Origin of the sequence: Inconstantimicrobium porci, from assembly GCF_009696465.1 — a bacterium.
In the GTDB taxonomy this organism is placed as follows: domain Bacteria; phylum Bacillota; class Clostridia; order Clostridiales; family Clostridiaceae; genus Inconstantimicrobium; species Inconstantimicrobium porci.
In genome coordinates, this window is record NZ_VULX01000025.1 from 26,073 (window position 1) to 41,339 (window position 15,267).

Annotated in this window: 17 protein-coding genes; 3 read left to right on the forward strand and 14 right to left on the reverse strand. The window is 32.9% G+C overall.

What is annotated here, in order from left to right; all coding sequences use genetic code 11:
- Positions 1–68 precede the first annotated feature (68 nt).
- Positions 69–1,370 carry a phosphomethylpyrimidine synthase ThiC gene (gene thiC / locus FYJ33_RS12820; RefSeq protein WP_154532116.1) on the forward strand — a complete coding sequence of 434 codons (1,302 nt, stop codon included), beginning with the start codon at positions 69–71 and terminating at the stop codon, positions 1,368–1,370.
- 73 nt (positions 1,371–1,443) lie between these two features.
- Here thiC and FYJ33_RS16890 read toward each other — a convergent pair whose 3' ends face one another.
- From FYJ33_RS16890 to FYJ33_RS16475, 8 genes are all read right to left on the reverse strand, one after another.
- Positions 1,444–3,174 carry a carboxypeptidase regulatory-like domain-containing protein gene (locus FYJ33_RS16890; RefSeq protein ID WP_154532117.1) on the reverse strand — a complete coding sequence of 577 codons (1,731 nt, stop codon included), beginning with the start codon at positions 3,172–3,174 and terminating at the stop codon, positions 1,444–1,446.
- Positions 3,175–3,398: 224 nt separating this feature from the next.
- The gene (locus tag FYJ33_RS12830) at positions 3,399–5,177 is read right to left on the reverse strand and encodes an ABC transporter permease (RefSeq protein ID WP_154532118.1); all 1,779 of its coding nucleotides are present in this window, start codon (positions 5,175–5,177) and stop codon (positions 3,399–3,401) included.
- Positions 5,174–5,923 carry an ABC transporter ATP-binding protein gene (locus FYJ33_RS12835; protein WP_154532119.1) on the reverse strand — a complete coding sequence of 250 codons (750 nt, stop codon included), beginning with the start codon at positions 5,921–5,923 and terminating at the stop codon, positions 5,174–5,176. Before FYJ33_RS12835 ends, FYJ33_RS12830 begins: the two co-directional genes overlap by 4 nt.
- Before the next feature lie 15 nt (positions 5,924–5,938).
- Entirely contained in the window at positions 5,939–6,790 is an 852-nt protein-coding gene (locus FYJ33_RS12840) for an undecaprenyl-diphosphate phosphatase (protein WP_154532120.1), read from the reverse strand.
- Positions 6,791–6,898: 108 nt separating this feature from the next.
- Positions 6,899–7,885, reverse strand: a complete 987-nt coding sequence (locus tag FYJ33_RS12845) for a sensor histidine kinase (protein ID WP_154532121.1) — start codon at positions 7,883–7,885, stop codon at positions 6,899–6,901.
- A gap of 10 nt (positions 7,886–7,895) precedes the next feature.
- Positions 7,896–8,588 (reverse strand): response regulator transcription factor, encoded by a 693-nt coding sequence (locus tag FYJ33_RS12850; protein ID WP_154532122.1) that lies wholly within the window; start codon positions 8,586–8,588, stop codon positions 7,896–7,898.
- 98 nt (positions 8,589–8,686) lie between these two features.
- Positions 8,687–9,610, reverse strand: a complete 924-nt coding sequence (locus FYJ33_RS12855; protein WP_154532123.1) for a phosphotransferase — start codon at positions 9,608–9,610, stop codon at positions 8,687–8,689.
- 135 nt (positions 9,611–9,745) lie between these two features.
- Entirely contained in the window at positions 9,746–10,279 is a 534-nt protein-coding gene (locus FYJ33_RS16475) for an HAD family hydrolase (protein WP_328598704.1), read from the reverse strand.
- Positions 10,280–10,395: 116 nt separating this feature from the next.
- On the opposite strand from FYJ33_RS16475, the gene FYJ33_RS12865 reads away from it, so the two are divergent.
- Positions 10,396–10,572 carry a helix-turn-helix transcriptional regulator gene (locus FYJ33_RS12865; protein WP_328598705.1) on the forward strand — a complete coding sequence of 59 codons (177 nt, stop codon included), beginning with the start codon at positions 10,396–10,398 and terminating at the stop codon, positions 10,570–10,572.
- On the opposite strand, the gene FYJ33_RS12870 is transcribed toward FYJ33_RS12865, so the two are convergent.
- Both FYJ33_RS12870 and FYJ33_RS12875 read right to left on the reverse strand, forming a co-directional pair.
- The gene (locus tag FYJ33_RS12870; protein WP_154532125.1) at positions 10,544–10,849 is read right to left on the reverse strand and encodes a DUF2268 domain-containing putative Zn-dependent protease; all 306 of its coding nucleotides are present in this window, start codon (positions 10,847–10,849) and stop codon (positions 10,544–10,546) included. The genes FYJ33_RS12865 and FYJ33_RS12870 overlap by 29 nt on opposite strands.
- Positions 10,850–10,909: 60 nt before the next feature.
- Positions 10,910–11,515, reverse strand: a complete 606-nt coding sequence (locus tag FYJ33_RS12875; protein ID WP_154532126.1) for a TetR/AcrR family transcriptional regulator — start codon at positions 11,513–11,515, stop codon at positions 10,910–10,912.
- 164 nt (positions 11,516–11,679) lie between these two features.
- Between FYJ33_RS12875 and FYJ33_RS16895 the strand changes: the two genes are divergently transcribed.
- Positions 11,680–12,618, forward strand: a complete 939-nt coding sequence (locus FYJ33_RS16895) for an acyl-CoA thioesterase/bile acid-CoA:amino acid N-acyltransferase family protein (protein ID WP_328598706.1) — start codon at positions 11,680–11,682, stop codon at positions 12,616–12,618.
- A gap of 46 nt (positions 12,619–12,664) precedes the next feature.
- Here FYJ33_RS16895 and FYJ33_RS12885 read toward each other — a convergent pair whose 3' ends face one another.
- From FYJ33_RS12885 to FYJ33_RS12900, 4 genes are all read right to left on the reverse strand, one after another.
- Positions 12,665–13,009: a hypothetical protein gene (locus tag FYJ33_RS12885; protein ID WP_154532128.1), complete on the reverse strand. Its 345-nt coding sequence runs from the start codon at positions 13,007–13,009 to the stop codon at positions 12,665–12,667.
- Between the two features lie 143 nt (positions 13,010–13,152).
- The gene (locus FYJ33_RS12890; protein ID WP_154532129.1) at positions 13,153–13,386 is read right to left on the reverse strand and encodes a hypothetical protein; all 234 of its coding nucleotides are present in this window, start codon (positions 13,384–13,386) and stop codon (positions 13,153–13,155) included.
- A 46-nt stretch (positions 13,387–13,432) separates the two neighbouring features.
- Complete coding sequence (locus FYJ33_RS12895) at positions 13,433–14,320, reverse strand: PIN domain-containing protein (RefSeq protein WP_154532130.1); 888 nt, start codon at positions 14,318–14,320, stop codon at positions 13,433–13,435.
- A gap of 118 nt (positions 14,321–14,438) precedes the next feature.
- Positions 14,439–15,267, reverse strand: an 829-nt coding sequence (locus FYJ33_RS12900; RefSeq protein WP_235900849.1) for a site-specific integrase, incomplete at its 5' end; no start/stop codon positions are given.

A 15,267-nucleotide genomic window follows, 5' to 3' on the forward strand; every position in this document is an offset into this window, starting at 1 on the left:
ATGACGTTTCTTTCTGTTTTATTTTAATCAGGTATGAAACGTCATTTTTATTTTAAGGAGGATTTTCAATGTATACAACACAAATGGATGCTGCAAAGCATGGAATTATTACAAATGAGATGAGATCAGTTGCTGAATACGAAGATATACCTGTAGAAAAATTATCATCATTAATCGCTGAAGGTAAAGTTGTAATACCAGCTAATAAAAATCATAAGTGCTTAAAACCTTACGGTATAGGAAATAGTCTAAAAACAAAAATTAATGTTAATCTTGGTACTTCAAAAGACTGTCTTAATCTTGATATAGAAATGAAAAAGGTTATGGCTGCCGTTAATATGGGGGCTGAATCTATAATGGATTTAAGTTCATTCGGTGATACTAAAAAATTTAGAAGAAAATTAACTGCTGAATGTCCTGCAATAATTGGTACAGTACCAATATATGATGCTGTAGTATATTACAACAAAGCACTTAAAAAAATAACTTCTAAGGAATGGATCGACATTGTGAGAATGCATGCAGAAGATGGTGTCGATTTTATGACTATACATTGTGGAATAAACCGTTCAACAGCAAAAGCGTTCAAACAAAGTAAAAGACATACTAATATAGTATCGAGAGGTGGTTCAATAATTTTTGCCTGGATGGAACTTACAGGTAATGAAAATCCATTCTACGAGCATTTTGATGAAATTCTTGATATCTGCAGAGAATACGATGTTACATTAAGCCTTGGTGATGCTTGTAGACCTGGAAGTATTGCTGATTCTGGAGATGTATCTCAAATAAGTGAACTCGTTGAGCTTGGAAGACTTACAATGCGTGCTTGGGAAAAAGATGTACAGGTCATTATAGAAGGTCCTGGTCATATGCCTCTTAACGAAATTAAATCCAATATGGAATTACAGCAAACAATATGTAAAGGTGCTCCTTTCTATGTTCTTGGACCACTTGTTACAGATATTGCACCAGGATATGATCATATAACTGCAGCTATTGGTGGTGCTGTAGCAGCAACATATGGTGCATCATTTTTATGTTATGTTACTCCTGCAGAACATTTAAGACTTCCAACACTTGATGATGTAAAGGACGGCATAATAGCATCTAAGATTGCTGCACATGCTGCTGATATTGCAAAAGGGATACCACACGCTAAAGATTGGGATTATGATATGAGTCAATCAAGACGTGAATTAGACTGGGATAAGCAATTTGATTTAGCGATAGATAGTGAAAAAGCTAGACGATATCGTGCAGAATCAAAACCCGAAAAAGAAGATACATGCACAATGTGCGGAAAAATGTGTGCTGTAAGAAATATAAATAAAATTCTTCGTGGAGAGGATGTAGACATAATGGACTAGTAGAAACAAAAAAGCAGAGCTATATTTTTACAACAGCTCTGCATAAATCTCATTTTAGAGTATAATATGGATTCTACTTCCCTACATTAACCTCATTCTCTTGGTAACTCATAGAATTAATATCTTTAAATGTCCTACTCGCTTGATCATAATCAAATACATGCCATAATGTTCCTTCTTTTGATGGTACATTATAAGTCTTAACCAGCTTATCGCCTACATATACCTTTACTACTGCTCCAGACTTTGACATTAAATCACATTTGTTTTTTAATGCATTTGAATAATCATGAACATAATAGCTGTAAGTTCCTGCTGTTACCGGTTTATATACAGTTATAGTCTCAGGACCATAACTTGTCGTATCATCATGATCTAATGCAGCAACATCAAGATATTTTTTCTCTGCAAAATATACATGAAATTTTGACTTTCCATCTTTAGCAGGTCCAACCAGGTGAGAATCAAGATCACTTGGATTCTCGCCCCATGTAAGCACTACTCTTATCTGCTGTGCCTCAAGAACAGGAGTAAGTGTACAGTTCTGATTACCTATTATCTGATTTGCAATAGTTTTGATAATAAAATGATTTGCTACATATTTTTTCTGCCCCTGTATCTCTGGTCTGTTGTCAACGACTTCTGCATAATAATTGCCTGTTTCTAGGTCTACAGAGTATTTTCCATTATTATCAGTTGTAAGTGTTTTAACAACGTTACCATTTTCATTTTTCTTAATATTTATAGTTATACCTTTTATACCCTTACCATCAAATGCATCATTAATCTGTCCTTCAGCTCTTCCTATACCAACAATATCATTCTGAAGCATTTCTATAGTCTCAATTGTGATTGAATTATCGCTATTATTAACTGTTACATTTTTGCTTACTGTTTTATATCCTTGTTTTTCAGCACTCAATGCATAAGTTCCTGGTGCTATCTTATCTAATTTATACTGTCCATTTTTATCTGTATTTACTGGATTATATTGAGCCTTTGTTTGTTTATTTGTAAGTGTCATTTTTACATTTTCAAGTGCTTTATTATTAGTAAGATCAGTATCATTATCGGCTTCTACAACTTTACCACATACTATAGCTTTTCCTGCTACAGGCTTTACAGGATTAGCTTCTTCTGCAAGAAATGCTGTGATTGCAAATTTACTTTCAACATTTGAATCACCTATCTTTATGGTATGTGAATAATTTTCAGTAACATTTGTATCCTGAGCATTAACAGGAATTACTTTACCTGCAAATAATAAAGCTCCAGCAACTAATATTGCAACAGCAAGTGGAAGTGTAGCTTTTCTCATATCTTTCTTAAATAGACTAACACCTAGAAGTATTGTTATAAGTGCTGCTATTATGAAAAATGGAGCTCCTATTCCACCTGTCTTTGGCAAAGTAGTAACTGTATTTTTAGTTACAGACTTAACTGGAACTATCTCATTCTTTTCTACCTTAAGACTGTAACTATGATTAACAGACTCATCAGCATTTATCAAATTATTATTCCAAGTTATTGTCTGTCCCTCAATCTTGCCATCACTTTTAAGTATTTTTATGTTGTCTGGAATAGTTACCTTTGTTACAACATTAACTGCTTTCTTTTTGCTATTGTTCTTTACTGCTACTTTATAAGGAACCTCTTCATTATATTTGTAGCTTTCCTTTGTATTCTGCACATTTACTGTAAAGCATTTTGCTGTTTCAGCACTCGCACCGGCTGCAGGAATCATCATAATAACGAATACTACAGCAATAAAATAAACTAATTTTTTAATCCAAGTCCAGTTCAAAAGACTTCCCCCTTAAGTTATATTGTAAATGTTTTTCCATTTACTTACATAAGTATATTACTTTTGAATTTGTTTTAATATAATTTTTTTAAGACAAAATATTTCAATAAATGTACTTTTAGATATTTATTTCTTATCGAAAAATATAATATATTATCATAGTATGAAAACTATAATTAAATATTTTATTTAATATACTAACGAGAGTTTTTTGATACAGAACATTAAACTATAATCTCTTTTATTATTTCATCAATGTAATTCTTCCTGATAATAAAGTAATAAATTATCTGCACCACGATCATCACACCTATGACCTGCAGTGCTACGTTTAGTACTGGCACATCTGCCGCACTTTTCAGTGCTGATATTGCAAAGATAAAATGAAGCATTGATACACTGTATGGAAGCACAAATAATATTCCTATCTCTACGTTCAATATCTTCTTTATTTCCTTAAAAGTAAGACCAATCTTGCTAAGATTACAGTATTTTTGCTTATCTTCTATGATATCCATGTAGCACTTATTATATAAGAAGCTGGCTGTTGTAATAAAGAAAACAAGTCCTATAAATACACAACTGAACAGCAGTACTCCGTAGCCTACTTTCGTTCTTTCATGAATATATGATTTGAGAAAATCATTGCTGTATTTATCTCGCTTAAGTGAATTAAACTTATCAAGGTACTCTCTGCTTATATCTAATGTAGTTTTATAGTCACTAACATTAACTGCAGTAAAATAAATCTTCTTTCCAGCTGTGCTGTTAAATACATCTTCATCAACAACTTTTACATCGTCGAAAATTGCCGGTAAAACTTTCTTTTTGTACTCATTGAATTTATATTTACTCATACTATTAGATTTTTTCAGCGCATCATATGTACTTCTGCTAACTAATACTGTATCATCAATGTCCTTAACAGATACATACTTAATTGTTCCGCATACATTGTTACTATCAACCTTCTTGTCATACAATGATGATTTAATAAATGATATTTTGCGCTCTACATCATCTTTATGATTATAATAATCATAAATAAAAAACGACTGCGGAAATGAACTATTAATTTCTGCTTCTTTGCTGTTCCAGTAAACATAAATACCTCCAATTGAAGTCAACGCCACTGCAGAAGTTATAGTAATTAAGAAAAACATTCTGGCATTATCTTTTACTCTGTAGAGCATATCTGAAATACAAAGCATTTTTGTCCTATTCATGTAGATTTTCTTTCTGCTTTTCAATAAATGTATTATCCTGATGCTGACCTGTGAAAAGATAAAATATGTTGCTACAACTACCATAGATGTTACTATAATAACTCTTGAAGCAAAATTTTTCTGTGTTGTTGTTGCAGAAAGAAAATATCCAGTTATTAATGTGATCAGCGATACTAATGTTAACAACTTTGAAAACTTAGGTTCTGCTTTTGGCTTTCTTGTTCCTTTTAGCAGCTTCAGCACCTTATCTTCCGTGATTATCATTGAAGCAGATAATGAAACTACAAATCCAATGACTATAAATGCTGTGATTGTAATAAGTATCGACTTTACAGGCAGATAAAAGTTTAGTGATGTAACGCCAAGAATTCTACCACAGGCAGCTATTAATATCTTTGAGAAAACAAGACCAATAATTACACCAAATACACCTGCTGATGATGTAATAATCAGATTTTCTATAGTGATCATTTTCTTAATCTGCTTTCTAGAAGCTCCAATTATATAAAGTACTCCAAAATCCTTATACCTGCTTTTTAAGAATACACTTTCTGAATAAAAAACAAAAAAGCATAGAAAGAAATACGCTATAAATATTGATACATATAAAGCATTTTTTAATGCATCAGGAAACATGTCTGTATTAAAATCAGGATGAAGGATAATCATAGAAAATGAAAACATTAATGATGCTGAAATAGTGCTGCTGATAAAATAAGCAGCATATGCTTTTATATTTCTAAAAACATTCCTATAAGAAAACTCCATCATATTCATAGTTTTCTGCCTCCAATCATGGCAAGCACATCTATTATATCTTCATAAAAATCTCTATTTGTTCCATCCTTATAAATCTCATTATATATTTGGCCATCTTTAATAAAGAGAATTCGCTTGCAGTAGCTGGCAGAGACAGGATCATGCGTAACCATTACAGTTGTGACCTTTTCCTCTTCATTAATTTTTTGAAAAAGCTCCATTACATCTTCTGCTGCTTTTGAGTCAAGATTTCCTGTTGGCTCATCTGCCAGTAAAAGCTTTGGCTTATGAATGACTGCTCTAGCAATGGCTGCCCTCTGGCTCTGTCCTCCTGAAACTTCAAAAGTTCTTTTATTTATAATTTTCTCAATACCTAATATGTCTGCAATCCTCTTAAGCTCATTAATTTGTATCTTGTCATCAACTCCATCTAAAGTAAGAGGCAAAATTATATTTTCACCCAAAGTAAGCGTATCAATAAGGTTAAAGTCCTGAAACACAAAACCAAGTTCACGTCTTCTAAACAGTGCAAGTTCATCGCCATTAAGTTTTGAAGGATTTTTACCATTGATTGTAATTTCTCCAGATGTAGGTTTATCAACAGTTGAAATCATATTAAGAAGAGTTGTTTTACCACTACCAGATGGTCCCATAATACCAACAAATTCGCCATCTTCTATTGAAAAACTGATATTGTTAAGTGCTTTATAAGGTACCTTACCCCTGTATACCTTGCTTAAGTTATTAACATTTAACACTTCCATATAATCTACTCTCCTTTATGCTGTTAATTTTATAATATGAGTTAAGACAAGTACTGCAAGTAGTATTCCTGCACATACTCTGTACACTGCAAAAACTTTCATTGGTTTTTTCTTTAAGAATGAGATAAACTTCTTCATGACAATCATAGATACTAAAAAGGCTACTATAAAACCTGTTATCAGTGAAATCCACAGTGTCGGTGTCATAATACTAAAATCGAATTCTAATAAATCCTTGCCTGTTGTTCCAATCATGGCTGGAATAGCAATAAAGAAGGAATACTCTGCAGCAAGTGGAGTTGTAAATCCAGCTATCCATCCACCCATTATTGTTGAAGCACTTCTTGACATTCCTGGCCATAATGCAAGTACCTGTAATAATCCTACTGTTAGTGACTGAACGAATGATATGTCATCAATATTCTGAGTCTTTGACTTCTTTTTTCTAAACATACTTTCTACTATTAATAAAAGTAGTCCTCCAGCTATAAATCCTACTATTACGGCTTCAGGAACAAACTTTGCCTTTATCCTCTTATAAAATAGCAGACCCATAATACCAATAGGTATAGAGGATACTATCACATTTATTCCAAACTTAAATCCTGTTTTTCCTTCCCTGCCAAATGTAAAAATGAATTTAAAAAACTCAATTATACTTGTTTTAATTTTATGCCAGAACAAGACCACAACAGCAAGTATTGCTCCAAGCTGAATAACGACCTCATACATCTTTACAAAATCGCCATTAAAGCCAATTGCCCATCCTGCAAGAATCATATGACCTGTTGAAGACACTGGTATAAATTCAGTAATGCCTTCAACTACTGCAATAAAAAATGCTTTTAAAATAAAAATTATATCCATAAATAAATACCTCCTTACAACTTATAAACTAAGTTTACAGTCATAAGAAGTAATGTAGTATTTATGATACTTACATGAACGTGACATAGATGTAAGATTGAAGTTTTCTTAATCATGAGCAATAAATTCTATAGTTACTGTTGTCCCTTTGTCTATTTCTGATTCCACAGTAATCACGTGTCCAAGCTTTGTAAGAACCTCCCTGCATAAATATAATCCCATGCCAGTAGACTCGCCATACTTTCTGCCGTTCTCACCTGTAAAGAACTGATCAAAAACTCTTCTTAAATCCTTCTTGGCAATGCCAATACCTCCATCTTTGATATTCAGTTTTACTTTATCTTTATCTTTTACAGATTCAATAAACAACATTGTTCCTTTATTTCTAGAGTACTTGATGCCATTTTCTATAATCTGCTGAACCACAAACTTAAGCCACTTGTAGTCTGACAGAATTGTAATATCATTATCTATGTCAAGTCTTGGTGTTATTCTGTTCTTAATAAAAAGTCTTTTATTTTCGTTAACAGACTCTCTAATAATTTCTTTAAGATTAACTTTCTTTATAATGAAATCCTTCTGGAATGAATCAAGACGAGCATAATAAAGTGATTTATCAAGACCTCTTATGAGCTTATCCATTTCTTCCTGCATTTCAGCAGCTCTCTCTTCACCCTCAAATTCTTTAAGCTGCAGCTTCATAACTGCAATAGGAGTCTTCATCTGATGAACCCACTGATTGATAAAAGTAAGATGATCCTTATACTTCTTATCGCACTTTTCCATATTTGATATGTACAAATCATACTGCCTTATTAAAAGCTTAGATACGTCTTTGCTAAGTTCAGATTCATTAGCAGCATCAAGGGAATCATCAATGGATGAAATGCCACTTGTAAATAAATCATATAATTGCTTATTTTTATAATACCTATATAGAAGAAAACAAAAGAGTATGAAAGTATTAAAGATAAAAATATATATAATTTCTCCCACGCCAATAAAGCCTTTAAGATTACTGTATAAAACAGTAAGAAAAAGGCTTATAAAATATATAATTATGTAACTTTTATGATGTTTTAAAAATAGTTTCATAGCAACGCCACTACCAGGTTTTATTAATCCTATAACCTGTTCCCCTTATAGTTTCTATTCCCTCTTCAATGCCAAGAGACTGCAGTCTTTTTCTTACTCTGCTTATGTTTACGCTCAACGTATTTTCCTCAACAAAATCAGCATCATCCCATATCTTTTCAAACAAAAAGTCCCTGCTTACAACCTTAGGATATTTTTTGATAAGATATTTTAATATTACCCCTTCACGCTTTGTAATAATCAGATTTTTATCATTAAATGCAACTTCCAGTCTGTCAGGATAATACTTCAAACCATCAATTTCCACTATATCTTCGTGCTTATTTGAAGCATAGTCGCCATAAGCTCTTCTTATGTGGCTTTTTATCTTGGCAATTACTACATCGATATCAAATGGTTTGACTATATAATCATCTCCACCATTTTCAAGTGCCATTACCTGATCCATGCCGCTGACCCTCGCAGAAATAAAAATAACAGGAACTTTTGATAACTGTCTAATTTTTTTGCACCAGTAGAATCCATCATACTTAGGCAGATTTATATCAAGCAATACTATATCAGGCTTGTAATCATTAAATGATTCTAAAACTTTCTCAAAATCATCAATATAAAGAGTTGTAAACTCATACTTTTCAATATATTCCTTAAGAAGACTGCATATTTCCTTATCATCCTCTACAATCATTATTTTGTAATTCATTGTACTTCTCCCACTCAAACCGTTATTTATTCATAATTATACAATAAGTTCCATTAGCAGTAAACCTAAAGCTCACAATTAGTGTTACTCGATAAAAGCTATTTAATAACTTTATTTATGTACAGTGCCATCTTAAGATTTGTATGCGCAATTTCCTGATAACCATATTTATAGAAAAATGCTGTCATAATAATCTCATTGAGGATCATCATAGGTTTAATGCTTTGCTTTTCAATATCTGTTAATTGTATTATGTCATCGTAACCTTTAACTATCTGATAAGCGAAGAGTGGCCACTTCGTAATTTCTTCTTTATCAAAGACTGTGGAAAGTGCTGCTGTACACATATAGCATGGATCATAAATTCTTGCATTTATCTGAGATAAATCAAAATCGATGAATCCTTTAAAATTGCTTTCTTCAAAAATCATGTTTTCTCCGTGCATATCTCTATGTATTATCTGCCTCGGAAGCATATTATAAAGTTCTGCAAAATCACTGCTTATATATCTTAATAATTTACTAAACTCTGCTGTTTCACAATCTGATACTGTTCCCTGAGCAAGAAAATCTTGTATTTCACTATGAGCCCAGCCATTCACTTCGTTTATCATATTACTATCATCTATTTCATCATTATCAGTTTCATCATATATGTCCTTAAGTCCTACGTGTAATCTGCCAATACACTGTCCAATATAATAAGCTTGTTTTTCATAATCTCCATAAAAATAATCTGTAATAGTATGTCCCTTTATTTTTTCATAAAGTGCATAATATTTTGAATTATATTCTATATAATCTTGTCCAGCTAAAGATTTCAGATTATTTTGAACAGGAATCTTATGCTGTATAAGCATGTTTGTTATCTTTATGTTTTTATCTATTGCATTTTTGGTCTTCGATTCTTTAAGGATGTACATATCATTTATAGTCCAGACAGCTCTTTCTTCACTTTCAGAATGCTTCTCTATCTTTTTCTTTCCTATGCCATATAACTCCAATACTTTTTCAATACTCATATTATTTTGTCCCCTTAATTTTAATATACCTTTAGAATAATTTTAAACCACTTAACATAATATAGCCACCTTACGTTCTTTTAAGAAATAACAAAGGCTCTTAATTTATTGCACATTCTTTACCCGATGTTTTTCCTAATACGTATTTTTTAGCTTGTCTAGTATTTCAATCAGTTCCAGCCAGTCATGAATATTAAGATGAGGACACTGTGGTCTTAAATCTGCATCTGCTTTCCTATATGTACATTTAATGTCACTTTCATACCATACTGGATACATCCCACATTTAGCTGAACTCTCAACATCAAGTTTTATCCCGTCACCACAGTACCATATATCCTCTGCCTTGAGCCCTGCTTTATTAATAGCTGCTTTAAACATATAAGGATTAGGCTTTCTAAACATATACTCGCTTGATGTAATAACAAATTCAAAAGCACATTCAGGCAGCTGCTTTTGAATTCTTCTAAGCAGTGTCCTGCTGGAAAAAGATATGTTGCTTACAATGCCTGTCCTTATACCAGTTTTCTTTAGATAACATAGCATTTCTAAAGCATGCTCCATTGGATAAATAGGTTCTGCTTTTTCCCAGAATTTCATTTCAATCTCCTCTTCACTAAGAGAATACTCAATTCCTAAAGTATCAAAAACAAGCCTTTGAAAGATCATGTTGTTGATCTCAATATCACTGCTAATATATTTACATATTTCTTTTCTAATTTCTAAGCTCTTTTCTGCCAAGTCTTCTGCAGATAGATTATTATTGTTTTTTACTGCAAAATCTAATATTTCTTTATAACCTCTTTCAGCATCAAACTCAGGTTCATAAAAAAGAGTATGTCCATAAAGGAAAACTCGCCGAACTTGTTGGTGTATCAAGGCAGACAATAAGTTCAATAGAAACTAATCAGTACTGTCCCAGCGCCAAACTTGCTATGCTTCTCTGTTATCTACATTTGTAACCCACGGTCCTATAAACTCCTTGCCAAACATGCTTTCTGCAAAACTCTCTGCAAGACCTTCTACAGCTAAATACTGTCCAACTGAAACATTCATGAAATTCCATTTAGCATTATAAAATAAAACATTATGATGAAATTCATGCGCTGCACAAGCATTTAATTTAGCTAGATTTTTCTCATCTGGTACAATTGCAAGCTGAATATATCCTGGTATTGAGCCATTACCAGCGTATCCTTCACTCTGCTTTAAAAGTTCAGGATCTCCAAGTGATATCACTTCTTACAAGATTAATAATCAACCTTAACGCTACGGGAGTGTCAATAATTTTCTCTAAAATTAATACAAAATTTTGACTATTGCATCAACAGCAGTTTTAATCAGCTTTTCTTTATCAACAGACTGAGGCTTAAAGACTACTCTGTTTACTGTGCTGTTTATGATGTCAAGAATCACATATACAGTATTGTCCATATCACTTATCTTCTTGCAGTCATCAATACTTTTGATATATTTCTTTGTCAGTTCAAACTCTATAGTTTCTTCACTGCACAATATTTCTGCTACTTCATCTTTTGTAAATGACAAAGCCATGAGTTCTTTATTAAAGGCTTTAGATTTTTCATGTGTATCTATAAGACTGTTTATAAGTATGTGAAGGTACTGCTCAATATTAGTTTTGTTAAGTACTACGTCGGAATCTCCAACTCTTTCATTCATGTCTTCGATAAAGCTTCGGTGATAAGTATCGAGAATCTGCAGTAATATTTCATCCTTATTTTTAAAATGGAAATACAGACTTCCTATTGAAATCCCACATACCTTGGCTATTTCATTTGTTGTAACGTTATGATAGCCCTTTTCACAAAAAAGTTTTAACGCTGTAGATAATATATTTTCACGCATCACAATGCTTCGCTTCTGCTTTAAATTACTCTTTTCCATTTCTGCCACCTCTTTTATTACAGTATAGATTCAAAAAAAGACTGCGTCAACTTTTTTTGAGTAATTACTCAAATTGTATTGACATTATTATCCTGAAGTTTTATTATTTATTTCAGTAAATGCTCGAATTTTAAAAAAGGGATATTAATTCCGATATAAGATATATTCCTGATAATTCATTATGGACTTCCTCTGGAGAGTTTTATACTGATAAAAATGGGACTTTAGATTTATCAAAGACTGCTCCATCTAGTGGTTCATATAAAGACGCTGATGAGATGGGAATTATTTATTCAATGACTACAGTTAGAGTAAAAAATAAGTCCTTACCTCAGTCAATCAAAGATGTACCACAAAACAGATCATACACAATAAACTTTACTTTTACTATCGGTTCTGATATTTTTACTGAATCGATCAAGAGATATTACTGTACTGATGATGTTTTATGTAAAGATGTTGATTCTAAAATGCTTAAAGGAAGGTTTTTTGTTAAGAATGATACTATTAAACATCCTGCAGTTATCGTCTTAAGCGGCAGTGACGGAAGAATAGAAAAAGCCCAGTCTATAGCTCAGTGTTTATCCATGGAAGGCTTTGCAGCTCTTGCTGTATGCTACTTTGGAATGGATGGAGTATCTCCTTCACTTGAAAAAATCCCTCTTGAAATCGTGGAGAATGCAATAAGATATCTAAAAGCAGAAAGCAGTGTAGATAAAAATAAAATAGGTATCTATGGCAGATCTAAAGGAGGAGAAATGGCACTAGAAGCTGCATCTATTTTCAGCGATATAAGGTTCATAGCAGTCACATCACCTAGCTGTATCACTTATGCAGGACTTACAGAAAAATCATTAAACTCAAAATTTTCTTCCTGGAGCTACAAAGGTAAAGAGCTTCCATGTAAACACTTTAAATTTATAGATACACTGCCAATGATAATTAAGATGATGCCGTGGCAGATGAATAATACTTTTATCATAGTTTTGATTTACTCCTTTTTGCCCGGAAATGCCTTGTTTTGCGAGGATTTTCGGATGTTTGTGAAATGTGCTCTTAGTCTGTCATCTTGGCAAAATAAGGCAAGATGGTGCAAGTTGTGACTACCTGTTAGTAGTAAAATTGGTAGTAAAACGGAAAAGTTTACTACTAAGGATTTTTAATTTCAGTTGGGAGAGTATGTTCTTTCGGCTTAATTATTTGCTCTGTACCCTTAACCAAAATTTCAAACCCATCCTCTTGATTATAATGAGCTCTCTTTTCCACATCCCAATAATCTAATAGGATACTAAAAGGCACTGTTTCTTCCTTTCCCATGCTAATAATCATAAAAAGATTCACTGTTTCATCTTTAGCAATAGATATTTTTTCAGAAAAACCATTTACACTAACCTTCATATCCACGGCACTGGCAGCACCAATATTTCTAATTATATATTTCAAATATATATAATTGGGTACTGATTGTCTCATTTTTATACACTGTTCATCCATTGATGTAAAACCATATCGAACCTTCTCTACTGTCCTCTCTTTAATGTCAAATACTCTGTCATTTAGCCCAAACTCCGAATTCTCATTAAAGAAAATATATCTAGTATCAAGGTATGGTCTAACTGCATACTTCTTTTCTTCTGTCAGTTGCTCTTTCTCGAGTTTTTTCTGCTCCTCAATTTTTTATTATTGTCTGATATAGTAATAAAAACGGCCACCAGGGTTGCTATTCCACCTAAATAACTTCCTAAAAAGCCTGCCCACGCTTGGTTTTCAATATTACTTGGAAATGAGTTACCAAATATACAAATATCAATTAATAACGGTATAGCAATTACCAAAACGGCAAAACCAATTCTCTTTAAAAGCTTTTTCATTCTTTTTATCCTCCAACAGACCTACATTTTGTGCCATGGAATTTTCCTAAATATGTTTTTTTATCCTATTGTAGATGTCCAAACCTTTCTTTTGACCAAATTTTTGTATTATTGCTCTATATATGGTCTGCAAATCATTCTTCTCATCACAATGTTTAATTACTAATCCCGGCACATAAGCAATAACTTCCTTGCCAACATTTGCCTTACTCAAAATCTGCTGTATTTCATTATGAAGTAGTGTTTTATTATCGCAATCAGCTTTCTTATCCTGATTTGTTGCATATTTACTTAATATAGACTTGATGTCTCCATATACATCAAGATAGTCCTCGGGATACATCCCGCGCAAAGCATTATGAACATCATTCATGAATTTTTCATTGCCATACAACGAGGTTACAACCTTTGCAACTTCATTCATCACACCAGGTCTATACTGTGTTTCAGAGGAACTCAAAGCTTGTTGTATCTGTTGATTCAGCTTTGTTTTCTTTGCCGGATCCACCTTAGATACACTAGTTTTCTTTTCAGCATTTTGTTTCACTTCTTTTTTCTGTGTAACTTGTTTGAGAGCAATCGTACTTCTCCTCGAAACAGATATGCTATTTCCACACTCATCTCGTAGGAACTCACATACTTTATCATAGCCTTTGTCCGATGATATAATCACATACTCAGTTTGTATATTAGCATTCTTTCCCACTAAATAACCTAAATATGCAATTAAATGTTTGTCCAACGATTGGTCTCCCGCCGGAACTTTTTTAATATCAAGTTCCGCTTTACCATGATTTGTAAAAATATCAAGAGTTGTATTTTTTGAATTATCAGTGTAAAATAAGTGAATAAAATCAGAAATAGTAAGTTTCTCACATCCCTTAAGTCCATTTTTTCCATCATTTTCATAATCTATTAAATAATGTGTTTCCACAATAATCACCCTCTTCTTGAAAAAAATTATTCAAAATAATACTATCATACACCCTTGTTTTTTTCCACACAAAAAAATGCCCCAGCCATACACCAGAGCATCATCTATCTTCTCAATATTAAACTACCTTGAACATCTTCTGTGACACTGGCTTTTCACCTTTCTGCTTCTCCATTTCTGCCTGTGCCTTCCGGAACTCTTCCATTCGTTTCAATTCTTCCTCTGCATCATCAAACCCGATATGTGTGTACACATTCATTGTAACGCTAATATCAGAATGCCCCATAAGGTACTGAAGTGTTTTGGGGGTCATCCCGGCTTTCGCTTGATTGCTACAGTAGGTATGTCGGCACACATGAGGCGTGATGTTCGGCATCTGCACCCGGTAGATGTCATTGTACCTGCCAACCATGTGATTGAATCGGTGCTGCCAGTGCATTGCCACAAGTGGCATATCATTTTCATCGTAGAAAAGAAATCCGCTATACCCATCAATAACTTTCTCAACCTTAGGAGGTACTCTGTCCTCAATAATTGCCTGAAACATCTGCGCTACATCCTCTGTGATGGGAAGTTTCCTTGTTCCAGCATCCGTTTTTGTAGTTTCTATGATATACCTCATATCTGATGTTCTTTGCAGCTGATGGTCGATATTAACAATTCGCTTTTCCAAATCAATGTCTTTCAGTGTAAGACCACAAAATTCCGATATTCGCATTCCTGTGTGAAAGAGGATGTAGACCACTTCATAATATTTGCAGTACACCACATCATCATGCACGAACTTCAGGAACTTTCTCATCTGGTCTTTGCTGATAGCTGGAGCTAGAATATAAATAGTACAAGTTAAAAGTGGATATTTCTCAAAAAGAGTTATAATAAAAATATGATGAATTGGAGGAATTGAAATGAGTAAACAGTATGATAAGGAATTTAAGGAAAATGCA